The following is a 24,765-nucleotide window of genomic DNA, read 5'->3' on the forward strand; positions in this document are numbered from 1 at the left end:
CCGCTCTCCGGTGATCGGCGCCCGAATGGGGCGCGCGGAACCGGGGGCGTGGAGAGACAGCGCGCGCCGAAGCGAAGCGCGCAAGGGCGAAGCGCGCAGAGGCGAAGGGGGACATCGGGGGCTCCAGAGACGTTCGCGGGGTCACGCGCGATCGCGGTGAGCACCCTGATTCAACATAAGCGAATGCGATGTCGCGCAGCGGACGGGCTATGCCGGGCCTCCGCCGAATCCGACCGGAATACTGCCAAGATGAGGCGCGGAGAGGGGTTTCCGTGACCACCAGTGCGCCCGAGGTCGAGTCCGTCCACCCGAAGAAGGCCCGTCGGCCGTGGCACCGGACGAAGGTCGCTCTCGCGCTGATCGTCGCCGTCGCCGCGGTGATCGCCATCATCGGGGCGCTCACCCCGTGGCCCTCCGCCATGCTGATCCGCGCCGTGTTCACGAAAGGCGGCGACGAGACCGCCGCAGAGATGGACACGCACGTGCCCGACACGAAGCTGACGGAACAGCTCGATGTCGCCTACGCCGACGGCGGCTCGGACACCACGATGGACGTCTTCACACCGGCATCCGCCTCCGGCCCGCTGCCGACGGTCGTCTGGATCCACGGCGGCGCCTGGATATCGGGGGCGAAGGAGAACGTCGATCCGTACATGCGCATCCTCGCCGCCGAGGGGTACACGACCATCGCAGTCAACTACACGATCGGACCGGAGGGCGTGTATCCGCTCGCGGTGCACCAGCTCGACGACGCGCTCGCCTACATCGACGAGCATGCCGACGAGCTCGGGGTCGATCCGAACCAGATCGTACTCGCCGGGGACTCGGCCGGCGGCCAACTCGCCAGCCAGATGGCGACACTCGTGACGAGTCCCGACTACGCCGAGATCCTCGGCATCACCCCTGCGCTGACGAAGGACCAGGTGGTGGCGACCGTGCTCAACTGCGGCGTCTACGATCTCGCCGCACTGGCCACGCTCGATGGAGTGGCCGGCTGGGGACTCAAGACGTCGATGTGGGCGTATGCGGGAACTAAGACGTGGGCGGAGGACTCGACGGGCGCCACGATGTCGACGATCGACTGGGTCACCGAGGACTTCCCGACGACCTACATCTCGGGCGGCAACGGCGACGGACTCACCTGGCTGCAGTCCATTCCGATGGCGAAGCGCCTCGACGAGCTCGGCGTGGACGTGACGACCCTGTTCTGGCCCGCTCCTCACGAGCCGGCGCTGCCGCACGAGTACCAGTTCCACCTCGACATGCCCGACGCGCAGACAGCCCTGCAGAAGACGATCGACTTCCTGAACGCGCACACTACGCACTGAGCGCGGCGTGGTGACCCGATCTGCGGATGTTGTCCCCCGTGACGGCCGAACTGCGGAGGTCCGTCCGCTGTTCGGGACAGGGTCCGCAGATCGGGCGCGGCCGTCTCACTTCATCGTGTCGAGGATGCCGACGAGGTCGTCGAAGGTCGTGAGCGGGTTCAGGATCGCGAACCGCGTGTTCGGGCGACCGCGGTGCGAGCTCGGTACGACGAACGCCCGCTGCGAATCGAGCAGCTCGTCGGACCACCGGTCGTAGTCCTCGCGCTCCCATCCCTCGCGTTCGAAGACGACGACCGAGAGCTGCGGGTCGCGCACGAGCCGGAGCTCGGGACGTGCGCCGATCTCGGCCGCGATCTTCTTCGTGAGCGTGAGCGTCGCGCTCACGGCCTCGCGATAGGCGGTCACGCCATAGGTCGCGAGAGAGAACCAGAGCGGCAGCCCGCGGGGGCGCCGAGTCAACTGGATCGAGTAGTCCGACGGGCTGAAGTCTCCTGCGTCGGTGAGGGTGTCGAGGTACTCGGCGTGCTGGGTGTGTGCACGGCGGCCCGCATCGGGGTCGCGGTAGATCAGCGCACAGCAGTCGAACGGCGCGAACAGCCACTTGTGCGGATCGACGATGACCGAGTCGGCGCGCTCCACTCCCGCGAAGATGCTCCGAGCCTCGGGGGCGAGCATCGCGGTGAGCCCGTAGGCCCCGTCGATGTGCAGCCAGAAGTCGAACTCGTCTTTGAGCGCGGCGATGCCGGCGATGTCGTCGACGATTCCGAAGTTCGTGGATCCGCCCGTCGCCACGACCGCGCAGATCTCGTCACCGTGCTCGCTCAGCGCCGCGCGCACGGCATCGGCCCGCAGCACGCCGTCGTCACTCGCGGGCACGAGCAGCACATCGGCATCCATGACCTTCGCCGCCGATTTGTTCGAGGAGTGCGCCTCGACACTGCACACGATCTTCCAGCGGCGGGGCAGCTCCTTGCCCGCGTCGAGCAGCCTCGCCTTCGCGGCCTCGCGCGCGGCGACCAGCGCCGACAGGTTGCCGATCGTGCCGCCCTGCACGAACACTCCCCCTGCGCTGTCGGGGAGCCCGAACTCGGAGGCGAGGAAAGAGAGCACCTCATTCTCGGCGTGCACGGCGCCGGCTCCTTCGAGCCAGCTTCCGCCGTAGAGTCCGGATGCCGAGACCACGAGGTCGAAGGCGATCGAGGCGATCGTCGGCGCAGTCGGGATGAACGACAGATACGACGGGTGGCTAGTGGTCAGGCACGCCGGGGCGAGGATGTGCTCGAACACGCTCAGCGCGCGCTGCGAGCCGAGCCCTGCATCGGTGATCGTGGTGCCGACCAACCTGTTCAGTTCGGCCGGGGTCTGTGGCTTGTCGAGCGGCACGTCGGCCGCGAGCATCCGTCGTCGCGAATAGTCGAGCACGGCGTCGACGATCGCCGTCGATTCGGCCGAGGCCGCGTGCATGCGTTCTGCTCCCATGAGCTGTCCTTACCTGTGGTTCTCTGCGAGTGGTGTCGCTGCGAGCGGTGTCGTCTTGAGCGGTGTCGTCTCGAGCGAAGTCGTCTCGAGCGAAGTCGTCTCGAGCGGGTGGGGAGTGGCCGGAGCCTCGACCGGCACGTCGAGCACGGCGGAGAGGGTGCGGCGGGCGAGATCGGCCCGGTCGCGTGGCGCCCAGTGCACGAGCGAATGCGCGCTCATGCCGTCGACCATGGCCAGCAGCATCCACGCAGAGGATCCGGCGTCCACGTGCAGCCCCGGGTCTTCAGCGATGGCGCGGGCGATGAGGTCTTCGAGCGCGCTGTGCCAGAGGTCCATCTCGGCCCGCACCCGTGCGCCGAGGGCCTCGTTGCGGGCTCCGAGCGCCCAGGACTGCACCCACACCATGGCGACGTCGTCGCGCGAGTCGTCGAGCAGCGTCTCGATGAGTCGCAGCAGGTTCGCGCGCAGGTCGACGGCGTCGTCGTACGCGGCGATGACCTCGTCGCGCTCGGCGGCGACGATCGCGGTGAACACCTCGGCGACGAACGACTCCATCACGGGCCGGTAATGCGCGACGAGGGCGGGGGTCACGCCCACTCGGGCGGCGACGGCACGCACCGTCAGGGCTTCGAGCCCGCTCTCGGAGGCCAGCGCCACGGCGCCGTCGAGGATCGAGCGCTCGCGCTCCTCGGGTGGCAGCCGGCGAGGTGCGGCAGCTCTTGACGTCGTCTTCATCACGGGCTACCGTATCACTCGTTGATCACGTGTTCAATAGCGATCACGACTCCTCATCCCCGAGGTCGAGATCAGCAGCGAGGGAGACAATCATGGCCTGGCACATGCCCGCCGAGACCGCACCGCACGACCGCACCTGGATGGCGTTCCCCGCCGAGGGGCCGACTCTGGGCGAGACCGACTCCGAGCGCGAAGAGGGCTATGCGACCTGGACGGCCGTCGCCCACGCCGTGGCCGAGTTCGAGCCCGTCACGATGATCGTCGACCCGGCCGAGATCTCCCGCGCCAGGCGGATGCTGGGCAACGGCATCGACATCGTCGAGGCACCCGTCGACGAGTTCTGGATGCGCGACTCCGGACCCACCTTCGTGATCGACGACCACCGCCCCGGCGTCCTCGGCGCCGTCGACTGGATCTTCAACGGCTGGGGCGCCCCCGCCTGGGCGCAGTGGCAGAAGGCGGCGCAGCACGCGCGCATCATCGCCGGCGCGGTCGGCGCCGAGCTCGTGAGCTCGACGCTCGTCAACGAGGGCGGCGGCATCCATGTCGACGGCGAGGGCACCGTGCTGCTCACCGACACCGTGCAGCTCGATCCTCGTCGCAATCCGTTCGCCGACAGGCAGCGCGTCGAGGCCGAGATGGCCCGCACGATCGGCGCGACCAAGGCCGTGTGGCTGCCCCGCGGACTCACCCGCGACTACGACGACTTCGGCACGAACGGGCACGTCGACATCGTCGCCACGCTCGTCTCTCCCGGCCGACTGCTGCTCCATGACCAGCCGAACCCCGACCATCCCGACCACGCCGTGACGCGCGAGCTGCGCGCGCACCTCGAGCAGCAGACCGATGCGGCCGGCCGCCGATTCGAGATCATCGATCTGCCCGCGCCTGCGACGCTGCGCGACGACGAGGGCTTCGTCGACTGGAGCTACGTCAACCACCTGGTCACGAACGACGGCGTGGTCGCGTGCGGCTTCGGAGACGATCAGGCCGACGCCACGGCCCGAGAGATCCTCGCCGACGCCTATCCGGGTCGCCGTGTCGTGACGGTCGATGCCCGCCCGCTGTTCGACCGCGGCGGCGGCATCCACTGCATCACCCAGCAGCAGCCGAGCGTGGCGGTGCACTCGTGATCGACGTCGTCGAGGCGTCGATCGCCGAGCTGCGGCGAGCACTCGAGACCGGCGCAGCCACCGCGGTCGAGCTCGTCGACGCGTACCTCGCGCGCATAGCCGCCTACGACGGTCCCGACACCACGACGGCGCTGAACGCCGTCGTCGTCGCGAACCCCGAGGCGCGCGCCGAGGCAGAGGCATCCGACGCCCGCCGCGCACGCGGCGAGACGCTCGGCCCCCTCGACGGCATCCCGTACACGGCGAAGGACAGCTACCTGGTGCGTGGGCTCACCGCCGCCGCCGGCAGCCCCGCGTTCGCCGACCTCATCGCGCAGCGCGACGCGTTCACGATCGAGCGCCTGCGTGCGGGCGGCGCGATCTGCCTCGGGCTGACGAACATGCCGCCGATGGCGAACGGCGGCATGCAGCGCGGTGTCTACGGTCGCGCCGAGAGTCCCTACAACGCCGGCTTCCTCACTGCACCCTTCGCCTCCGGGTCGTCGAACGGCTCGGGAACCGCGACCGCGGCGAGCTTCGCGGCGTTCGGCCTGGGCGAGGAGACCTGGTCGAGCGGCCGCGGGCCTGCGACCAACAACGCCCTCTGCGCCTACACGCCCTCGCGCGGTGTGATCTCGACCCGCGGCAACTGGCCGCTCGTGCCGACCATGGACGTCGTCGTTCCGCACGCGCGCACGATGGCCGACCTGTTCGAGGTCCTCGACGTGATCGTCGCAGTCGACGCCGAGGTGCGCGGCGACTTCTGGCGCGCGCAGCCGTGGGTCACTCTGCCGTCGTCATCCGAGGTGCGGCCGGCGTCGTATGCGGCCCTGGCCGATGGCTCGGGCTCCGCTCTCCGAGGCGCCCGCATCGGCATCCCCCGCATGTACATCAACGCCGATCCGGATGCCGGCACGGCCGACGAGCCCGGGATCGGTGGCCCCACAGGGCAGCGCATCGAGACCCGCGCCTCGGCGATCGCTCGCTGGGAAGCAGCGCGCCGCGACCTCGAAGCCGCCGGCGCCACGGTGGTCGAGGTCGACTTCCCCGTGGTGTCGAATTACGAGGGCGACCGGCCCGGTGCACCCACCATCGCGACGCGCGGACTCGTTTCTCCCGAGTACCTGCAGCGCGAGATCGTCGACCTGTCGGCGTGGGGCTGGGAGGACTTCCTGCAGGCGAACGGCGACCCGCAGCTGCACACGCTCGCGGAGGTCGACGGGGCGTCGATCTTCCCGCATCCCGAAGGAGCACTCCCCGACCGCTACACCGGCTTCGACGACGACATCGCCGAGTATCCGGGCTGGGTGCGCGACAACCCGGGCGTCGGATTCGAGGACATGGCCGAACTCCCCGACGGGCTGCGCGGGCTCGAAGAGACCCGTCGCATCGACCTCGAGGAGTGGATGGACGCGAACGAGCTCGATGCCGTCGTCTTCCCTGCCGTCGCCGACGTGGGGCCCGCCGACATGGACGTGAACGAGGCATCCGCCGATCTCGGCTGGCGCAACGGCACCTGGATCGCCAACGGCAACCTGACCGTGCGTCACCTCGGCATCCCGACCGTCACGGTGCCGATGGGCCTCATGGCAGACATCGGCATGCCGATCGGCCTGACCTTCGCCGGCCGTGCCTACGACGACTCCGCGCTGCTGCGCCTCGCCGCGGCATTCGAGGCGACGGGAGAGGCCGGCGAGCGCCGCACCGCTCCCCCACGCACGCCGAGACTGTGATGCGGCGAGCTCCGCTAGACATTTCACTATTGTGACGCTCGCCACGATTGTTATATGTTTAGCCTGTCCGTCACGACAGGAAGCGACTCATGAGCACCGAGAACAACGAGCGCGAGCTCGAGGCCGGCATCGTCACCGATCTGTCCGGACGCATGACCTACGGGTCGTATCTGTCGCTCGACCAGCTGCTCACCGCGCAGAATCCGGTGAGCGTTCCCGAGCACCACGATGAGCTGCTGTTCATCATCCAGCACCAGACCACCGAGCTCTGGCTCAAGCAGCTGCTGCACGAGCTGTCCTCCGCCCGCGAGCTGCTCGCGAGCGATGACCTGCGCGAAGCGCTGAAGCGCGTCGCGCGCGTCAAGCGCATCCAGGACGTCATGACGCAGCAATGGGCGATCCTCGCGACGCTCACCCCCACCGAGTACGCGCAGTTCCGCGGTGCGCTCGGCAACTCGTCGGGCTTCCAGTCGGTGCAATACCGTGCGGTCGAGTTCGCCCTCGGCAACAAGAACGAGAAGATGCTGAGCGTCTTCAGCGACCACCCCGCCAACCTCGCGCTGCTCACCGCCGAGTGGCACAAGCCCACCCTCTACGACGAGTTCCTGCGCTACGCCTCTCGCCGCGGCCTGCCGATCCCTGCTGAGATCCTCGACCGGGACGTGCGCCTCCCCTACCGCGAGACCCCCGAGCTGGTGCCCGCGATCCGCGAGATCTACCAGAACCACCAGCAGCACTGGGACCTCTACGAAGCCTGCGAAGACCTGGTCGACCTCGAGGACAACTTCCAGTTCTGGCGCTTCCGCCACCTCAAGACCGTCGCCCGCACGATCGGCATGAAGGTCGGCACCGGTGGCTCCAGCGGCGTGGGCTTCCTGCAGCGCGCGCTCGATCTGACGTTCTTCCCCGAGCTCTACACCGTACGCACCGAGATCGGCGGCTGATGAGAGCCGCGACCTTCTTCGACGGCGAAGGATGGCGCGACGGCATCATCGACCTCGTCGACGGACGGATGCTGCTGCGCGAGGAGTCCCCCGCGCGCGACCTGCCCCGCCTCGACGGCGTGATCGTCGGCGGGTTCACCGACCACCACGTGCACCTCCAGCTGGTCGACCACACTCTGCTGCACGGCTCGACGCTCGGTCGCGTCGTCGATCTGGGCGCGAACCCGGTGGTCGTCGCCGCACTCTCCACGGCCATGCATACGGTCGAACGCGCGGCCGCGACCCCAGGCGGGGCCAAACACGCACCCGAATCGAGCGTTCACGGTGCGTTTTCGACCCCGCAGCGAGAGCGACGTGAGGTCAGCGATAGATTCTCGACCTCGCACGCGGTCACGGTCGAGTTCGCCGGCGCCTTCCTGACTCCGGTCGGCGGATACCCGAGCGACCGCGACTGGGCACCGGCAGGCTCCTTCCGCGAGATCGCCGCCACCGCAGCCGCCGACAGCGCTGTGGCAGAGATGGCGGATGCCGGAGCATCCTGCATCAAGGTCGCCAGCAACGCCACGGCCGGCCCTGTCTTCGACGACGATCTGTTCCGTGCGATCGTCACCGCCGCAACCGCCCGCGGGCTCGCGGTCATCGCGCATGCCGAAGGCACAGGAGAGGCCCAGCGCGTCGCGCGCCTCGGTGCCGCCCGACTGGCACATGCCCCGTTCACCGAGCGGCTCGACGACGCCGAGATCGCGGCGCAGGCCGCATCCGTCGCCTGGATCTCGACCCTGTCGATCCATGACGGTGACACGCTCGCCACCGCGGCCGACAACGTCCGGCGCTTCCACGCGTCCGGCGGAGCAGTGCTCTACGGCACCGACATGGGCAACGGCCCGACGCCCGTCGGCCTGAACCCGGACGAGCTCGCCGCTCTCCGAGACGCCGGGATCACCGACACCGCTCTGCTCCGCGCCCTCGCGCCGCAGGACCCCCGCGACGCCGCATCCACCCTCCTCCGGCTCCCCGGCACCGACGCCGACCCGACTCTCGCCCGCCCGCTGACCAGCGCTGATCTGAAGGCCTGACATGACCGACACCCGCTCCACCGCCACCGACTCCGCCCTCTTCGAGACCGCCCACGCTCTTGATGCCGCCGATCCGCTCCGCGCCCACCTCGACGCGTTCGCCGACGCACCCGGCGTCGGCGCCTATCTCGACGGCAACTCGCTCGGCCGTCCGCTGCGGGACATCCCCGAGAAGCTCGCCGCGTTCGTGCGCGACGACTGGGGCACCCGGCTGATCCGCTCATGGGACGAGCAGTGGATGGCGCTGCCCATGGAGCTCGGCGACCGCATCGCGGAGCTGACCCTGGGCGCGGCCGCCGGTCAGACCGTCGTCGCCGACTCGACGAGCGTGCTGATCTACAAGCTGATGCGGGCCGCCGCCACCGCCGATGCGGCCCGCACCGAGCTCGTGATCGAGGCGGGCAACTTCCCGACCGACCGGTTCATGGCAGAGGGTGTGGCCGCCGAGACCGGCATGACCGTGCGCTGGATCGAACCCGACCCGGTGCTCGGCGTGCAGATCGCCGATGTGATCGCCGCGATCTCCGAGAAGACGGCCCTCGTCTCGCTCAGCCACGTCGACTACCGCTCCGGAGCCCTGGCCGACATGCCGGGGATCACGGATGCCGTGCACGAGGTCGGCGCCCTCATGATGTGGGACCTCTGCCATTCGGCCGGGATCATCCCGATGCAGCTCGACGCCTGGGGCGTCGACATGGCTGTCGGGTGCACCTACAAGTACCTCAACGGCGGCCCGGGCTCCCCCGCGTTCGCGTATCTGCGGTGCGAGCACCAGGGCGTGCTGCGCCAGCCGATCCAGGGCTGGTGGAGCGCCGCCGACATCTTCGCGATGGGCCCCGAGTACGTTCCCGCGGGCGACATCCGCCAGCTCCTCAGCGGCACCCCGCCGATCACCTCGATGCTCGCGATGCAGGGGATGCTCGACCTGATCGAGCAGGCGTCGATCGAGGGGGTGCGCGCGAAGGCCGTCTCACTGACCGATTTCGCCGTCCGTGCGTATGACGAGCTGCTCGCCCCGCTCGACGTGCGACTGCTCAGCCCCCGCGACGCCGACCTCCGCGGAGGGCACGTCACGATCGGGCACCCGGACTTCCGCGCCGTCACGCAGCGGCTGTGGGCTGACGGGATCATCCCCGACTTCCGCTTCCCCGACGGCATCCGCCTGGGGCTCTCGCCGCTCAGCACCTCGCATGCCGAGACGCTCACCGGCGTGCTCGCGGTGCGCGATGCGCTGGAGTCGCATGATCGCTGATCGCTCCGCATCCCCGGCGACCGCGAACGCGACCGTGACCGCCGCACCCAACGCCGCACCGGACATCGTCGCCGGGCCCGTGCTCGACGACATCGACGCGCGTCCTGGCAGCACCGCATCCCTCCTCCGCACGATCGTCGGCCTGTACCTGCGCCCTCTCGGCGGATGGATCTCGGCGGCCGATCTCGTGGCGCTCGCGGACGACCTCGGGATCCCCGCAGCCCAGGCGCGCACCGGCATCACCCGCCTCAAGCAGAAGGGCCTGCTGCTCGCCGAGCGCAGGCACGCGATCGGGTACCGGCTGAACCCGGATGCCACCACGATGCTCGAGCGAGGCGATCGGCGGATCTTCGAGATGCGCGAGATGACGGACGCCGACAGCTGGTGCCTCATCTCGTTCTCGATCCCCGAGAGCGCACGCAGCATCCGCCATCAGCTGCGACGGCGGCTGCACTGGATCGGCGCGGGAGTCGTGTCGCCCGCACTGTGGATCTGCCCCGGCCACCTGCAGGGTGAGGTGCAGGAGATCGTCGACGAACTCGAAGCGAGCGAGTGGGTGACTCTGTTCCGGGCCGGCACTCCGACGACGGTGCGCACACTGCCCGAGGCTGCCGCAGCCTGGTGGGATCTCGAGTCGCTGCGCACTGAGCATTTCGCCTTCCAGGCCTCGCTCGCGACGCTGCCGACCGCACCGTTCGCCGCGTATGTGCAGCTGCTCGACCGCTGGCGCGTTCTGCCCTACGTCGATCCGGGGCTGCCCCCGTCGATGCTGCCGGCCGAATGGCCGGGTCGGCGCAGCGTCGTCGAGTTCCAGCGACTGTCGAAAGAGTTGTCGGATGCCGCGTGGCAGCGCGTGCTCGACGTCACCGGAGCAGCTGCGCGCAGCGCCCGCGCGACCGGCGCCGGGGTCACCGAGGCGGCGCGGCCGTCGTAGCCCTCACGACGAGCCGGGTCGGCAGGATGACGTGCATCTCGTCGACCTCTCGGCCGGAGAGCAGCGTGAAGACCATCTCTGCGGCGACCGCCCCGAGCCGGCGCATCGGCTGCTGGATGGTCGTGAGCGGCAACGCGCGGCGGGTCGCTTCCGGCACGTCGTCGAATCCGACGACCGAGAGATCCGCGGGCACCCGCAGGCCGAGCTGGTGCGCGACGTCGATCACCGCGATCGCCGAAAGGTCGTTCGCCGCGAAAACTGCGGTCGGACGCGAGTCGGAGCTCAGCATGACCCTGGCGGAGTCGCGGGTCGCCTCCAGTTCGTAGCGCCCGATGCCGATCAAGGACGGATCGAGCGGGATCCCCGCGTCGGCGAGAGCGCGCCGGTAGCCGGCGTCGCGCAGTCCCGCCGACCGCAGATCGGGGCGCCCGGCGAGGAATCCGATGCGTCGGTGCCCGAGCTCGATCAGATGCCTGGTGGCGGCGAGCGCACCGCCGAAGCTGTCGGACTCGACGGTCGGCAGGTCTGCCCGACCGGTGTGCGGGTCGACGGCGACGACGGGGATCTCTGCCCCCGCGCTCACGACAGTGGGGGTCACCATGATCGCCGCGTCGATCAGGGTGCCGGACAGGCGGCTGAGCGATCTGCGCTCCCACCCGTCGCTCGCGCCGTGGTGCGAGCCCGCATACGCGAGGAGGTCGAATCCCATGTCATGCATGGCGGCGCCGACGCCCTTGAGTATCTCGGCGCTGAACGGCTCGAAGTCGGCGAGGAGCACCCCGATCACGCCGGTTCGACGCGCACGCATGCTGCTCGCGACGAGGCTCGATTCGTAGCCGAGGTCCTTGACGGTGTCGAGCACACGCTGGACCGTGGCATCCGCGATCCCGTACCGGCCGTTGACCGCTTTCGAGACGGTCGACACCGAGACGCCGGCCGCGCGCGCGACGTCGTGGATCGTTGTCCGGGCCCCCATGAGACGCCAGCGTAGCCGTGCTCAGACGCCCATGGAAACTGTTTTCGAAAACGTTTGACGATCGAGTGCCCCGGCTGAAGACTCATGCCACTGCGGTCTCACCCGAGCTGCCGCAGGCGCCCCGCAGTGACGCGGCGCGCAACTCGATGAGGAGAACGATCACATGAACAGCAGAAGGCTCCCCCTCGCCTCCGCGGTCGCAGCACTGGCCGTCGGAGCACTCGCGCTCTCGGGCTGCACCGCAGACTCGTCCGGCACCGGCGACGGCGGCGACACCACGATGACGCTCTGGCACAACTCGACGACCGGCCCCGGTGTCGAGTTCTGGGAGAAGACGGTCGCCGACTTCGAGGCGGACCACGAGGGCGTCACCATCGAGATCCAGTCGATCCAGAACGAGGACCTCGACGGCAAGCTGCAGACGGCGCTCAACTCTGGCGACGCACCCGACATCTTCCTGCAGCGGGGCGGCGGCAAGATGGCGGCGATGGTCAAGGCCGGCCAGCTCAAGGACCTCACGGACGTGATCACCGGCGGGGCGAAGGACGAGATCCCTGATGCGGCCTACTCGGCCAACAGTCTCGACGGCATGATCTACGCGATGCCGGTCGCCGTGCTCCCCGGCGGCCTGTTCTACAGCCAGGACCTCTTCGATCAGGCAGGCATCACCGAGAACCCGACCACGCTCACCGAGCTCGAGGACGCCACCGAGGCGCTGAAGTCTGCGGGCATCGATCCGATCGCCCTCGGCGCCAAGGACGCCTGGCCCGCCGCGCACTGGTACTACTGGCTCGCTCTGCGCGAGTGCAGCTCGGACACGCTCGCCAAGGCCGCAGACGAGATGGACTTCAGCGACGAGTGCTGGGTGCGCGCGGGCGAGGACCTGCAGTCGTTCGCCGAGACCGAGCCGTTCAACTCCGGCTTCCTCACGACACCCGCTCAGCAGGGCGCCGGCAGCTCTGCGGGCCTGATCGCCAACCACCAGGCCGCCATGGAGCTGATGGGCGCCTGGAACCCGGGTGTGATCGGTTCGCTGACCCCCGATCAGAAGCCGCTGGCCGACCTCAGCTGGTTCCCGTTCCCCGAGATCGAGGGCGGTGACGGCGAGCCGGGTTCGATGATGGGCGGCGTCGACGGATACTCGTGCTCGGTCGACGCGCCGGATGCCTGCGTCGACTTCCTGAACTACCTCGGAACCTCGGCGGTGCAGACCGAGTACTACAAGGCCTTCAACGCCCCGCCGGTCAACACCGTCGCGCAGGAGGCCGTCACCGAGCCGTACCTGCAGGACATCCTCGCGGCGTACAACGCCGCACCGTACGCGACTCAGTGGCTCGACACCGTCTACGGACAGAACGTCGGCAACGCGCTGAACGTCGCAGTGGTCGACCTGCTCGCGGGCAACAGCAACGCCGAGGACCTCGTCAAGGCTGTGCAGGATGCCGCAGCGAAAGCGTGACACGCGTGCCCGGCTGGAAGTGATCCTTCTGGCCGGGCCCGCCCTGCTCGTCTTCCTCGCCTTCGTCATCTTCCCGGTGCTGATGGCGGCGTACTACGGGTTCTTCAGCTGGCAGGGCTACGGCCCGCCCACCGACTTCGTCGGAGTGAAGAACTACCTCACGATCCTCCAGGATCCGCTGTTCCACGATGCGCTCGCGCACAACGGCTTCATCCTGGTGTTCTCCCTCGTGCTCCAAGGGCCGATCGCGATCGTGCTCGCCCTGCTGCTGAACCGCAAGATGCGCGGCCAGTCGCTGATCCGCGTGCTGATCTTCGTCCCCTATGTGATCTCCGAGGTCGTCGTCGGCACCGGCTGGAGCCTGATGCTGCAGACCAACGGCGCCATCAACGCGATGCTGACGAACATGGGGCTCGGGTTCCTCGCGACCGACTGGCTGTCGGACCCGGGCATCGCCATCTGGACGCTGATGGCGATCATCACGTGGAAGTACATCGGCTTCGCGGTCATCCTTTTCCTCGCGGGCCTCCAGGGCATTCCCGACGAGCTGCACGAGGCGGCGGCGATCGACGGCGCGTCGTACTGGCAGATCCAGTGGCGCATCACCCTGCCGCTGCTCGCCCCCACGCTGCGCATCTGGGCGTTCCTGTCGATCATCGGCTCGCTGCAGCTGTTCGATCTCGTCTACATCATCTGGGGGCAGTACATCGCGTCCACCGCCGGCACTTCGACCATGGCGACGTACATGGTGTCGGAGGGGCGCAACGCCGGCAACTACGGCTACGGCAACGCAGTCGCCGTCGTGCTCTTCCTCATCTCGCTCGTGGTCGCTCTCATCTATCAGCGGGCGGTGCTGCGCAAGGACACCGACGGCGCTCTCACCGGCGACTCGGGTCGCACGCGCCGCTCACGATCGCGCACGTCGCGGGATGCCGTGCCGCAGGATGCCGTCGCAGACACCGCCTCGGGTGCAGACGCCACCACACAGAAGGAGTACGTCCGATGACCGCCACCTCGGTGCTCGTCACCCAACGCCCCTCACGTCTCGGACGCGCGGGTCGCAACGCGAAGCCGCGGCTGCCGTGGGCACATCCGACCGTGTACTTCGTCGCGCTGATCGCCGTGGGGCTCATGCTCGCGCCCATCGCGTACATCATCACCGGTGGATTCCGCACGAACGCACAGATCACGACCGATCCGTCAGGGTTCCCGTCGCCGTGGGTGGTGTCCAACTATCTCGACGTCCTCACCGGAGACGTGTTCTGGCGGCTCGTGGGCAACTCCACGATCGTCGCCCTCGCGACCACCGTGGGCACCGTGGCCCTGGCGCTGATGGCGGCCTATGTGCTCGCGAGGTACCGGTTCGCCGGTCGCGGCGTGCTCTACGCGTTCTTCGCGGCGGGGCTGATGTTCCCCCTGACCGTGGCGATCACCCCGCTGTACATCGTGGTGCGCAGCCTCGGGCTGATGAACTCGCTCGGCGGCGTCATCCTGCCGCAGATCGCCTTCGCCCTGCCGACGACGATCATCATCCTGGTGCCGTTCCTGCGGGCGATCCCCGACGAGATCGAAGAGGCCGCGTTCATCGACGGCTGCAGTCGCATCGGATTCTTCTGGCGGATGGTGCTGCCGCTCTCTCTGCCAGGGGTCATCACGACCGGCATCCTGGCGTTCATCGGGAGCTGGAACGGCTATCTCCTGCCGTTGTTCATCCTCAACGATGCCTCCGCGTTCACGCTGCCGCTCGGCGTGCAGTCCTTCGCCTCCCAGTACTCGGTCGACACCGCGAAAGTGCTCGCCTTCACCTCGCTGTCGATGATCCCGGCGCTGATCTTCTTCAGCCTGTTCGAACGGCGCATCGTGGGAGGGCTGACCGGTGCCGTCAAAGGCTGATGCCGTCGTCGTGGCGACGCCCACCGTCGCCATGAATGAGAACGCGAACGAGCAAGAGAACGAGAACGAGAAGGACGACACGATGCCGCAGTCCGCAGGCCCCGCTCCCCACTCCGCACGCGTAGAGGCGCTCGTGGCCCGGATGACGCTCGAAGAGAAGCAGGCTCAGCTCGTCGGCTACTGGATCGATCAGGGCGTCGAGGTCGTCGCGCCGATGTCGGGCGAGAAGAAGAGCTCCTCGCGCTACGAGGACGCCTCGGCGAACGGCATCGGGCACCTCACCCGCGTGTACGGGACCAGGCCGGTCGACCCTGTGGAGCGTGCCGCGTGGCTCTGGGCCGAGCAGCGCCGACTGCAGCGGGAGACCCGGCTCGGCATCCCGGCCATCGTGCACGAGGAGTGCCTGACGGGTCTCGCCGCGTGGAAGGCCGCGACCTTCCCGACGCCGCTCGCCTGGGGCGCGTCCTTCGACCCCGCACTCGTCGAGGAGGTCGGGCGTGCCGTCGGATCATCGATGCGCGCACTCGGGATCCATCAGGGCCTCGCTCCCGTGCTCGACGTCATCCGCGATCCACGGTGGGGGCGGGTCGACGAGTGCATCGCCGAGGATCCCCTCGTGGTCGGCACGGTCGGCACCGCCTACGTGCGCGGCCTGCAGTCCGAGGGGGTGCACGCGACGCTGAAGCACTTCGTCGGATACTCCGCCTCGAGGGCGGGCCGCAATCATGCGCCGGTGAGCGCCGGGCAACGCGAGATCGAGGATGTGCTGCTGCCGCCGTTCGAGATGGCCGTGCGCGAGGGCGGTGCGCGCAGCGTGATGAACTCCTACGCCGACATCGACGGCGTGCCGGTCGCCGCCGACCCGCGCTACCTCACCGGGATCCTGCGCGATCGGTGGGGGTTCGACGGCGTCGTCGTCTCGGATTACTTCTCGGTCGACTTCCTGCACAGCATGCACCGGGTCGCCGCCGACTCCGCCGACGCCGCACGCCTCGCGCTCACTGCGGGGATCGACGTCGAACTGCCCTCCCCCGATGCCTTCCCCACCCTCGCAGAGCAGGTGCGCGACGGACGTCTCGCTCCCGAGATCCTGGATCGAGCGGTGAGCCGGGTTCTCGCGCAGAAGGAGGAGCTCGGGCTGCTGGATGCCGATTTCGACACGCCGCCGACGGCGATCGACCTCGATCCGGCCGAGCACCGCGCGCTCGCGCGTCGCCTGGCCGAGGAGTCCGTCGTGCTGCTGAGCAACGAGGGAGCACTCCCCCTCGATCCGGAGGTGGCATCGCGCATCGCGGTGATCGGCCCCAACGCCGACAGCGCGGAGGCGCTGATGGGCTGCTACTCGTTCGTCAACCACGTGCTCGCCCACCACCCCGAGACCCCCGCAGGGATCGAGCTGCCGACCGTGGTCGAGGCGCTGCGCGAGGAGTTCCCCCGCTCAGAGATCACCTCGACGAGCGGATGCGACGTCGAGGGCGCCGATCGCTCCGGCATCCCCGCGGCGGTCGATGCGGCAGCGAGAGCGGATGTCGCGATCGTCGTGGTGGGTGACCGTGCCGGTCTGTTCGGCCGTGGCACGGTCGGGGAGGGCAACGACGTCGACGACCTCGAACTCCCCGGCATCCAGCGCGCGCTCGTCGAGGCTGTCGTCGCGACCGGCACTCCCGTGATCCTGATCACCATGACCGGGCGTCCGTACGTCCTCGACTGGGCGCTTCCGACTCGCGCCGGTGCTGCCGGCACCGTGACCGGCCTCGGCACCGTCGACGCCTCGACCGTGGCGAACGCGGCCGCCGCCGGCATCCCTGCGGCTGTGCTGCAGACGTTCTTCCCCGGCGAGGAGGGCGGCCCCGCGATCGCGCGGCTGTTGAGTGGTCGCGTCGCTCCGTCGGGTCGTCTGCCGGTCTCGCTGCCGCGATCGGCGGGAGCGCAGCCGTACTCGTACCTGCATCCCGTGCTGGGCGGGCTCACGGATGTCACGAGCGCCGACTCGACGCCCGTGCGGCCCTTCGGATTCGGACTCAGCTACACGACGTTCGAGCACGACGACCTCGACGCCCCCGCGACCGTCGCCGCGGGCGAGACATTCCGCGCGACCGTTCGGGTGCGCAACACCGGCGGCGTCGAGGCGACCGACGTCGTGCAGCTCTACTCCCACGACGAGGTCGCGAGCGTGACGCGACCCGTCGCCCAGCTGCTGGACTTCCGGAGGGTCACGCTCGCCCCCGGCACCGAGGCACTGGTCGAGTTCGACGTGCCGATCGACCGGCTCGCCTTCACGGGACTCGACGGCATGAAGCGCGTCGAACCGGGGACGATCCGTCTCTGGGTCGGCGGCGCCTGCGACGACGAGGAGACCGTGACTCGGCTCGAGATCGCGTGAGGTTCAGCTCACGGCGCTCCTACGTTGCCGCGGGCGCCGAATCGATCACCGTCTCCTGCGCGCCGTCGACGAGCAGCGCCTGATCGTCGTGGAGCGGGAGGAGCCGGTGGCTCGAGCCGTATCTCGCGATCGTCTCGTCGATGAGCGAGGGCGGATAGGGAGCGAGCAGACCGTCGGCGTGCGGGATCACCGTGCGGCCGATCAGCCCCAGGCCCGCGAAATCTGTCAGACCCCGGCCGTCTGCCGGGTCGTCCATGAGCGAGGCGGGGGTGATGTCGGGCCCCACGATGATCGACCCCGCGCTGCACCCGATGTAGGGCATTCCGTCGCGCACCCGCTGGGCGAGGACGACGTCGCTTCCCGTGACCTTGAGCGCTTCGAGCAGCGCGAAGGTGCTGCCTCCGGCCACGTAGACGGCGTCGACGCCCGAGAGCGTCTCGGCGAACTCCGATGCAGTGAGATCGCGCACCGTGATGTCGACGATCTCGTGCCCGATCACCTCGATCGCTCGACGCTCGGCGGCCACGAAGGGCGCTTTGGCATACGCGGCCTGCGCATCATCTATATAGCCGACGCGCAGCGAGCCGCCGGAGGTCGTGCTGTCGAGGAACGCGCGCATCGCGCCGGGATTCAGAGACAGGAGGAGGAGCTTCACCCGCCTATCGTACGGACGGCTTCCGACGTGAGGCGATGAGCCCGCGCGGCGTCTGCACCGATCCATCCGCACAGACACCACGCGGCGTGAGTCAGCCCTTCACCGCGGCGATGAACGCCGCGACGTGCTCCTGCAGCCTGACGATCCGCATCTCGCGCGCGAGCTCGCGGTCATACCCGTCGTAGGCGAGCGGCGGCAGTACCCGGACGTTCTTCGAGCATCCGAATTCCGTGCACACGAGGGTGCCGATGGTGTCGCCCTTGCGCCCGGCCGGGCCCGCCTTGCGAGCGACGTACAGCTGCACGTCGTTGCGCAGGGTGACGTCCTCGCACCACGAGCACTGGGCCCTGGCGATGACGCGCTGCTCTGCCCGCTGCAGGATCACGCCGGTGAGCACGTCGTCGACCCACGCGACGACGTACGAGCGACGAGGCAGCTTCGGGTCGACCCAACCGAGGTAGTCGAGCTTCTCGAAGTCGAGTTCGGCGAAGCCGGGCGGCAGGGTCAGGTCGGAGACCTCTTTGCGGGAGGCGTTGAGGAAGGAGGCGCGCAGGGTGCGCTCGTCGATGGGACGCATGAGGGGAGTGCTTTCGTGAAAGGCCGCCGAGTGCGGCAGAAGGAGAAGAGGAGACGGCATCCCAACGGATGCCGGGGTACGACGCATCTCCGGGGACGGGATGTTCCGCCTCCGGCCGATCGTCAGCCTCTGTCCGTGGCGCTGAACGCGCCCACGGCTCCATTCCGCGCTCGATCCGGCATCCGGAGAGCGCTCATCGACAACAGCACCCGGCGAGTCTACGCCCGTTTGTTTCACACCGTGTCGGCTCGGGTTCCGTCTCGCAGAGGCCCGACCTACTCTTGCCGGAACGTCCGCTCACGAAGGAGACCACCGTGTCCACGCCGCTGAACCACCTTTCGCCCCTCTCGGTGCGTGAGCGTTCTGCGTGCATGTGCCGTCACGGGTTCGCCTGCTCCTCGTTCGCGGCGGGTCACGCGCTGCACCTGATCCAGGCGCGCATCGCCTCGGCAACCCCGTCGGAGTGGATCGATGCGATCGTCGAGCACGCCGACGCGACGACGGGCGACCTGGTCGTGCGCACGCTCGACGGCACGGCCCACGTGCTGTGGAACGGCGCGGGCGCTGCTCTCGAGGCTCCGGCGGGCACGCCGATCGCCCTGCACGTGCGCTACGGCGTGCTGGCCGTCGGCCGCACGCAGTTCAACGTCGCGCTCTCCTGATCGCGTCTCGCCTCGTCGCCGCGCTCCTCGCTCGACGACCGGGCGAACTGTTCAGGCAGCCGCCATCATCATGTTCTTGACCGCCATGCACGCGTCCATGCAGGCCTGACAGGCCTGAGCGCACATCTTGCAGACCTCGCTGCTGTCGGCATGCTGCATGCACTCGTCCATGCACGTCTGACACATCGCGATGCAGGCATCGAGCATCGCCATCATCGAGGCGGGCGTCATGCCCTGCATCCGCATCATCGAGCGCATCATGGTGTTGCACATATCTGCGCAGTTCATGCACGCCGGCGAGCAGTCCATCATCTGGGTCGAGCACACCGTGCACGCCTGCTCACAGGCCGAACACGCATCCATGCACGCCTGCATGACGGACATGTCCATCATCGCCATGTCGGGCATCGACATCATGTTCGAGCGCATCGCGCCCATCATCATCGAATCCATCTCGTACCGCCTCCGTCGTCGGCCGCAGCCGAGGTGAGAGCGGGCAGGACCACCCGCCTGAGGCCAGGTTAGCCCTCGCGGTGGCCTGCGTCGATGACGGATCCCGTCTGTCACGCGCGGTCGTCCTTGTCAATCCCGTGTGCAGGATTCCGGGCCCGTGCGACGGTGGTCATCCATTGATCGACGGATGAAAGGAATCTCCCCATGAGTGGTGCAGACGACGTCAAGAACGCAGCCGAGAAGGCCGGCGGAAAGATCAAGGAGGGCGTCGGAAAGGCGACCGACAACGAGAGCCTCGAAGCCGAGGGTCGCGCCGACCAGACGAAGGCTTCGGTCAAGCAGGCCGGGGAGAACGTGAAGGACGCCGCTCGCAACGTCGGCGACGGCCTGCGGGACGCTTCCAGGGACTGATCCCGAGAAACGGAGTGAGGCCCGCCGAAGCGGGCCTCACTGCGTGGATCAGCGGGTGCGGTTGCCCGAGATCGATCGGATCAACCAGGCGATGACCGCGATGGCCAGCAGCACCAGTCCGACCCACAGCAGGAACTGCAGGGACTGAACCAGTCCGCCGGTGATCGCCAGAATGACGGCGACGACGATGACGATGATCAGCAGGATGTTCATCGGAATTCCCTTCTTGAGGACGCAGGGGGGCGCCCGTCTACGGTGAATCAACCTAGACCCGTGCGCCCTGCGCTCCAGAGCCCCTTGACGCGGGGGTTCCCGACGTGCGAGAGGAGCACAGGACATGCCAGGACGCAGGAACAACTCCCTGAAGGACCCGGAGCTGTACGAGGAGCTCCGCAGCGACGGTGCCTCGAAGGAGAAGGCGGCGCGCATCTCGAACGCCGCCGCCAAAGAGGGCCGCAGCGCCGTAGGCCGCCGAGGCGGAGAGCACGGCGACTACGAGGACTGGACCGTCGACCAACTGCGCGCCCGCGCCAAGGAACTCGGCCTCACCGGGTACAGCGGCAAGCGCAAGGCCGATCTCATCTCGGCGCTGCGCGAGCACTAGGCCCGCCCTCCGTGGCCCGGTTCGGCATCGAAGAGGAGTTCGTGCTTCTCGACGAGCAGACTCTCGTCCCGTCGGCCATGAGCACGCCCACCCGACAGCGCCTCGCAGATGAGGTGGGCGCCGGGCTCACTCCCGAATACCTGACCTGCCAGCTCGAGTCCGCGACGGCGCCGATCGAGAGCAGAGCGGATGCCGAAGCGCAGCTGCGCCGCACGAGACACCTGATCGGCACCTATGCCGCCGACCAGGATGCGATCATCGGCGCCACCGGCACACCGTTCATCTCCCCCAACCGCTTCACGGTCTCGTCATCGCCGCACTACGACGCCGTCTCGGCCCAGCTCGTCGAGATCACCCGCGAGCACGAGGTCAACGGCCTGCACGTCCACGTCGAGGTCACCGACGACGAGGAGCGGGTCCGCGTGGTCAACCGCGTGAGCTCCTGGCTGCCGACGCTGCTCTCCCTCACCGGCAATTCGCCTTTCGCGCACGGCAGGGACTCCGGCTTCGCGAGCTGGCGCAGCATCCTCATCCGCCGTCTCCCGTCGTCGTGGAGTCCGCCGCGCTTCCGGGATCTGGACGACTACCAGACGCACATCGCGCAGCTCGTCACCATGGGAGCGATCGCCGAGGCGAGCTCGCTGTCGTGGACGGTGCGCCTGTCAGAGCGATTCCCCACGGTCGAAGTCAGGGTGTTCGACGCGCAGCTGACGGTCGACGACACCCTGCTCGCCGCCGCCCTCACGCGCGCGCTCATCGTGAGCGACGCCCTCGACGGCCTGCCCGAGCTCGGATCCGAGGCGATCGATGCCTCTCTGTGGACGGCTGCGCGGTACGGCCCCGAGGCGCTGCTCGTCGACCCGGCGAGCGGCGACACAGCGCCGGCGCGAACGATCGCCGACGATCTTCTCCGGCGGCTGCGGCCGACGCTCGCGCATCTGGGCGACGAGGACTTCGTCGCGGAGGGCGTCGCGCGCATGCGCTCCGAGGGCACCGGCGCCCGGCGCCAGCGCGACGCGTATGCCGCGAACGGCACTGCGGGGCTCCGCGAGTTGTACCGCGCGAGCACCGCGACAGGCTGACCGCCCGCTGGCCCTCCGTCCGCAGTAGTGTCAGCCTGTGGCATCCTCTCGCTTCGCGCCCCTGCAGCGGCTCGTGATCTCGGTCGCCGTGCTCGCGTCCTTCGTGACGTTCCTCGACGGCACGGTCGTGACGGTCGCCCTCCCCGCGATCAGCCAGGAGCTCGGGGGCGGCATCACCACGCAGCAGTGGGTCGTCGACGCGTACCTCATCACGCTGAGCGCGCTCATCCTGCTCGCGGGTTCGCTGTCGGACGCCTATGGTCGAGTGCTCGTGATGCGCGTCGGCCTCATCGCGTTCGGGGTGGCGTCGGTCGCCGTGGCCGCTGCTCCCGACCCGCTGATCCTGATCATCTCCCGCGCGGCGCAGGGCGCGGCCGGTGCCCTGCTGGTGCCGAGCTCGCTCGCCCTGATCACCGCGACCATGCGCGCCGACGTGCAGTCGCGGGCGATCGGCGTGTGGACCGCGTTCACGACCGCCGCGCAGCTCGTCGGACCTCTGCTCGGCGGGCTGTTCGTCGACTTCCTGTCGTGGCGATTCGTGTTCCTCATCAACGTCTTCCCGATCGCGGTCACCCTGCTGCTGCTCTCCCGGCTGAAGCTGAAGGAGCACCCGAGCGGCGTACGCGTCGACTGGGTCAGCGGCGCACTGTGCGCGATCGGACTCGGCGCGGTGGTGTTCGCACTCATCGAGCAGCCGAACATGGGCTGGCAGTCCCCCGCGATCTGGCTGCCGGGCATCCTCGGCGCCGCACTGTTCGCCTGGTTCCTGATCCGGCAGCAGCGATCGCCGTCGCCACTCATGCCGCTGTCGCTGTTCCGCGTGCGCGACTTCGCCTGGGGCAACCTCGCGACGCTCTTCGTCTACGCCGCACTCTCGCTCAACGGCTTCGTGGTCGGCGTCTACCTGCAGCAGGGCGCCGGACTCAGCGCCACCGCCGCAGGCCTCGCGAGCCTGCCGATGACGATCCTGATGATCCTGGTGAGCTCGCGCGCAGGTTCGTGGGCCGGCCGCTTCGGACCGCGCATCTTCATGACGGTCGGGCCGCTCATCATGGCCGTGGGCGCCCTCATGCTGCTGCTCGTCGGCGAGGACTTCGACTACTGGTGGCAGGTGCTCCCCGCCATGATCGTGCTGGGACTCGGCCTCTCACTCACGGTCGCCCCGCTCACCTCGGCGATCCTCGGTGCGATCGACGAGTCGCGCTCGGGCATCGCGTCCGCCGTGAACAACGCCGTCTCCCGCGTCGCCGGCCTGCTGGTGGTGGCCATGCTCTCGACCATCATCGGCGGCACGCTCGACCTCGCGGGCTTCCACAACGCGGCGTGGGTGACAGCGGCACTGCTCGTGCTCGGCGGCGTCGTGTCGTGGATCGGCATCCGGCGCAACCCGGCCGAAGATCGGGCGCCCGAGCCCGTCGACGGTGCACCCTCGCCGATCGGTTGACGATGTCCGCGGTCGGGCGCACACTGGGGGCATCGTCTCCCCGAGCATCCGGAGGTCCACCGTGAGCACGACCCAGACGCCTCTCCCGCCCGTCGTCGACGCCGACACCTGGCGGCGCGAGCTCGACGCACTTCGCGTGCGGGAGAAGGCCGCGACCCGAGAGCTCGATGCGATCGCGGCACAGCGTCGACGGCTGCCGATGGTCGAGCTGCCCGAGTACACGCTGGTCGGCGAAGAGGGGCGGGTGCGCCTCTCCGAGATGTTCGAGGGCCGCCCGCAGCTCATCGTCTACAACCACATGTGGACGGACGGCAACGAATGGCAGTGCCCGGGGTGCACCGGCTTCACGTCGCAGTTCACCCGCCTCGATTTTCTCGAGCGCTACTACGACGCCCGGTTCGTGATCGTGACGAACGGGCCCATCGGCGAAGCCCTCGCGTACCGCGACAGGGTCGGCAATCGGATGACCTGGTACTCGAGCGCTGACAGCCCGTTCGGCGCGGACATGGATGCCGGTCCGAACGAGGGCTTCGGCGTGAACGTGTTCCTTCGCGACGGCGACACCGTCTATCGCACGTGGCACACGAACGGGCGCGGCACCGAACGGCTGAGCCACCTGCAGGGACTCGTCGACCTGCTCCCCTACGGTCGCCAGGAGGCGTGGGAGGACTCGCCGGCCGGGTGGCCGCAGCACGGCACGTACGATCGAGGGATGGGTTCGAAAGAGGTCGCCGAGCTGTACGGGGCGCGCAGCTGAGGCGCGGAACGGCGGTCTTCGCCGCCTCCGCACTGCTCTTCGCGCTCTCGGGGTGCACCACGACCGTCTCCGACCCGCCAGCGTCGTTCTCGCCCCCGCCGGCCGGCGCGACCCCCGACTACCAGCTCGGCGGCGCCTACGATCCGGCCGACGGCGTCGGCATCGTCGGCCGCGACCGCTCGGACGAGCCTGCAGAGGGGTTGTACTCGGTCTGCTACGTGAACGGCTTCCAGACCCAGCCCGGCGAGCTCGACTCCTGGCCAGCCGACCTGCTGCTGCAGAGCGACGGCGAGACCGTGTTCGACCCCGACTGGCCCGACGAGGCCCTGCTCGACACCTCGACCGACGACCGACGCGCGCGCATCGCAGAGACGGTCGCGCCGTGGATCGAGGGCTGCGCGGATGCCGGTTTCGACGCGGTCGAGTTCGACAACCTCGACTCGTACACGCGCTCCGACGACGCGCTGTCCCTCGATGACAACCTGGCGCTCGCGGTGCTCCTGGTCGACGTCGCCCACGATTCGGGTCTCGCCGCCGGGCAGAAGAACGCGGCCGAAGATGCGGCGGTGCTCCACGAGCGCGCCGGGTTCGACTTCGCGGTGGTCGAGGAGTGCGCCGCCTACGAGGAATGCGCCGCGTTCACCGACGTCTACGGCGACGCCGTGATCGACATCGAGTACTCCGACGAGCTGCCGCGCGCCTTCGCCGAGATGTGCGCAGACGACGACTCCCCCGCATCCATGGTGCTGAGGGATCGCGATCTCGTCACTCCGGGGCATGAGGAGTACGTGTTCGAGACGTGTCCCTGACCGCCGC

25 protein-coding genes are annotated in these 24,765 nt (G+C 69.0%); 18 read left to right on the forward strand and 7 right to left on the reverse strand.

Annotation, left to right across the window (positions count from 1 at the left end; all coding sequences use genetic code 11):
* Positions 1-272: 272 nt before the first annotated feature.
* Entirely contained in the window at positions 273-1,328 is a 1,056-nt protein-coding gene (locus tag OD997_RS08875; protein WP_434331250.1) for an alpha/beta hydrolase, read from the forward strand.
* 105 nt (positions 1,329-1,433) lie between these two features.
* Here the strand turns inward: OD997_RS08875 and OD997_RS08880 are convergent, their stop codons facing one another.
* Complete coding sequence (locus OD997_RS08880) at positions 1,434-2,807, reverse strand: pyridoxal phosphate-dependent decarboxylase family protein (RefSeq protein WP_434331251.1); 1,374 nt, start codon at positions 2,805-2,807, stop codon at positions 1,434-1,436.
* Between the two features lie 9 nt (positions 2,808-2,816).
* Positions 2,817-3,542 (reverse strand): TetR/AcrR family transcriptional regulator, encoded by a 726-nt coding sequence (locus OD997_RS08885; RefSeq protein WP_434331252.1) that lies wholly within the window; start codon positions 3,540-3,542, stop codon positions 2,817-2,819.
* 92 nt (positions 3,543-3,634) lie between these two features.
* On the opposite strand from OD997_RS08885, the gene OD997_RS08890 reads away from it, so the two are divergent.
* The 6 genes from OD997_RS08890 (at position 3,635) to OD997_RS08915 (ending at position 10,593) form a co-directional block, all read left to right on the forward strand.
* Entirely contained in the window at positions 3,635-4,675 is a 1,041-nt protein-coding gene (locus OD997_RS08890; protein ID WP_434331253.1) for an agmatine deiminase family protein, read from the forward strand.
* Positions 4,672-6,387 (forward strand): amidase, encoded by a 1,716-nt coding sequence (locus tag OD997_RS08895; RefSeq protein ID WP_434331254.1) that lies wholly within the window; start codon positions 4,672-4,674, stop codon positions 6,385-6,387. The genes OD997_RS08890 and OD997_RS08895 overlap by 4 nt, the downstream gene beginning before the upstream one ends.
* An 89-nt stretch (positions 6,388-6,476) precedes the next feature.
* The gene (locus OD997_RS08900) at positions 6,477-7,331 is read left to right on the forward strand and encodes a tryptophan 2,3-dioxygenase (RefSeq protein WP_056313088.1); all 855 of its coding nucleotides are present in this window, start codon (positions 6,477-6,479) and stop codon (positions 7,329-7,331) included.
* Positions 7,331-8,407, forward strand: coding sequence for a hydrolase (locus OD997_RS08905; RefSeq protein WP_434331255.1), 1,077 nt, complete (start codon positions 7,331-7,333; stop codon positions 8,405-8,407). Before OD997_RS08900 ends, OD997_RS08905 begins: the two co-directional genes overlap by 1 nt.
* A gap of 1 nt (position 8,408) precedes the next feature.
* Positions 8,409-9,659: a kynureninase gene (locus OD997_RS08910; RefSeq protein WP_434331256.1), complete on the forward strand. Its 1,251-nt coding sequence runs from the start codon at positions 8,409-8,411 to the stop codon at positions 9,657-9,659.
* Complete coding sequence (locus OD997_RS08915) at positions 9,649-10,593, forward strand: PaaX family transcriptional regulator (RefSeq protein WP_434331257.1); 945 nt, start codon at positions 9,649-9,651, stop codon at positions 10,591-10,593. The genes OD997_RS08910 and OD997_RS08915 overlap by 11 nt, the downstream gene beginning before the upstream one ends.
* Here OD997_RS08915 and OD997_RS08920 read toward each other — a convergent pair.
* Positions 10,568-11,569 (reverse strand): LacI family DNA-binding transcriptional regulator, encoded by a 1,002-nt coding sequence (locus OD997_RS08920; RefSeq protein WP_120493912.1) that lies wholly within the window; start codon positions 11,567-11,569, stop codon positions 10,568-10,570. The genes OD997_RS08915 and OD997_RS08920 overlap by 26 nt on opposite strands.
* Positions 11,570-11,732: 163 nt before the next feature.
* Between OD997_RS08920 and OD997_RS08925 the strand changes: the two genes are divergently transcribed.
* The 4 genes from OD997_RS08925 (at position 11,733) to OD997_RS08940 (ending at position 17,304) form a co-directional block, all read left to right on the forward strand.
* Positions 11,733-13,028 carry an extracellular solute-binding protein gene (locus OD997_RS08925; RefSeq protein WP_434331258.1) on the forward strand — a complete coding sequence of 432 codons (1,296 nt, stop codon included), beginning with the start codon at positions 11,733-11,735 and terminating at the stop codon, positions 13,026-13,028.
* Positions 13,009-14,034 carry a carbohydrate ABC transporter permease gene (locus OD997_RS08930; protein WP_434331259.1) on the forward strand — a complete coding sequence of 342 codons (1,026 nt, stop codon included), beginning with the start codon at positions 13,009-13,011 and terminating at the stop codon, positions 14,032-14,034. Before OD997_RS08925 ends, OD997_RS08930 begins: the two co-directional genes overlap by 20 nt.
* Complete coding sequence (locus OD997_RS08935) at positions 14,031-14,921, forward strand: carbohydrate ABC transporter permease (RefSeq protein ID WP_311243784.1); 891 nt, start codon at positions 14,031-14,033, stop codon at positions 14,919-14,921. Before OD997_RS08930 ends, OD997_RS08935 begins: the two co-directional genes overlap by 4 nt.
* 82 nt (positions 14,922-15,003) lie before the next feature.
* Positions 15,004-17,304 carry a beta-glucosidase gene (locus OD997_RS08940; protein ID WP_434332361.1) on the forward strand — a complete coding sequence of 767 codons (2,301 nt, stop codon included), beginning with the start codon at positions 15,004-15,006 and terminating at the stop codon, positions 17,302-17,304.
* Positions 17,305-17,323: 19 nt separating this feature from the next.
* Here the strand turns inward: OD997_RS08940 and OD997_RS08945 are convergent, their stop codons facing one another.
* Together OD997_RS08945 and OD997_RS08950 are read right to left on the reverse strand one after the other, a co-directional pair.
* The gene (locus tag OD997_RS08945) at positions 17,324-17,959 is read right to left on the reverse strand and encodes a Type 1 glutamine amidotransferase-like domain-containing protein (protein ID WP_434331260.1); all 636 of its coding nucleotides are present in this window, start codon (positions 17,957-17,959) and stop codon (positions 17,324-17,326) included.
* 91 nt (positions 17,960-18,050) lie between these two features.
* Positions 18,051-18,536, reverse strand: coding sequence for an FBP domain-containing protein (locus OD997_RS08950; RefSeq protein ID WP_434331261.1), 486 nt, complete (start codon positions 18,534-18,536; stop codon positions 18,051-18,053).
* Positions 18,537-18,850: 314 nt separating this feature from the next.
* On the opposite strand from OD997_RS08950, the gene OD997_RS08955 reads away from it, so the two are divergent.
* Positions 18,851-19,198 (forward strand): hypothetical protein, encoded by a 348-nt coding sequence (locus tag OD997_RS08955; RefSeq protein WP_434331262.1) that lies wholly within the window; start codon positions 18,851-18,853, stop codon positions 19,196-19,198.
* A 51-nt stretch (positions 19,199-19,249) separates the two neighbouring features.
* Here the strand turns inward: OD997_RS08955 and OD997_RS08960 are convergent, their stop codons facing one another.
* Positions 19,250-19,651: a hypothetical protein gene (locus OD997_RS08960; RefSeq protein WP_056313102.1), complete on the reverse strand. Its 402-nt coding sequence runs from the start codon at positions 19,649-19,651 to the stop codon at positions 19,250-19,252.
* 204 nt (positions 19,652-19,855) lie between these two features.
* On the opposite strand from OD997_RS08960, the gene OD997_RS08965 reads away from it, so the two are divergent.
* Entirely contained in the window at positions 19,856-20,062 is a 207-nt protein-coding gene (locus OD997_RS08965) for a CsbD family protein (protein ID WP_056313104.1), read from the forward strand.
* A gap of 48 nt (positions 20,063-20,110) precedes the next feature.
* Here OD997_RS08965 and OD997_RS08970 read toward each other — a convergent pair whose 3' ends face one another.
* Positions 20,111-20,275, reverse strand: coding sequence for a hypothetical protein (locus tag OD997_RS08970; RefSeq protein ID WP_164481753.1), 165 nt, complete (start codon positions 20,273-20,275; stop codon positions 20,111-20,113).
* Positions 20,276-20,399: 124 nt separating this feature from the next.
* Here OD997_RS08970 and OD997_RS08975 point away from each other — a divergent pair, with 124 nt between their 5' ends.
* The 5 genes from OD997_RS08975 to OD997_RS08995 all read left to right on the forward strand — a co-directional run bounded on the left by OD997_RS08975 (position 20,400) and on the right by OD997_RS08995 (position 24,758).
* Positions 20,400-20,666, forward strand: a complete 267-nt coding sequence (locus OD997_RS08975; protein WP_434331263.1) for a DUF7218 family protein — start codon at positions 20,400-20,402, stop codon at positions 20,664-20,666.
* 11 nt (positions 20,667-20,677) lie between these two features.
* Positions 20,678-21,748, forward strand: a complete 1,071-nt coding sequence (locus OD997_RS08980; RefSeq protein ID WP_434331264.1) for a carboxylate-amine ligase — start codon at positions 20,678-20,680, stop codon at positions 21,746-21,748.
* A gap of 37 nt (positions 21,749-21,785) precedes the next feature.
* On the forward strand, positions 21,786-23,192 hold the full coding sequence (locus tag OD997_RS08985) for an MFS transporter (protein WP_434331265.1): 1,407 nt from the start codon (positions 21,786-21,788) through the stop codon (positions 23,190-23,192).
* A 61-nt stretch (positions 23,193-23,253) separates the two neighbouring features.
* Positions 23,254-23,949 (forward strand): DUF899 domain-containing protein, encoded by a 696-nt coding sequence (locus tag OD997_RS08990; protein ID WP_434331266.1) that lies wholly within the window; start codon positions 23,254-23,256, stop codon positions 23,947-23,949.
* Positions 23,946-24,758 carry an endo alpha-1,4 polygalactosaminidase gene (locus OD997_RS08995; RefSeq protein WP_434332362.1) on the forward strand — a complete coding sequence of 271 codons (813 nt, stop codon included), beginning with the start codon at positions 23,946-23,948 and terminating at the stop codon, positions 24,756-24,758. The genes OD997_RS08990 and OD997_RS08995 overlap by 4 nt, the downstream gene beginning before the upstream one ends.
* The last annotated feature ends 7 nt before the right edge of the window (positions 24,759-24,765 follow it).

Source organism: Microbacterium sp. CGR1, from assembly GCF_051062835.1.
GTDB lineage: Bacteria > Actinomycetota > Actinomycetes > Actinomycetales > Microbacteriaceae > Microbacterium.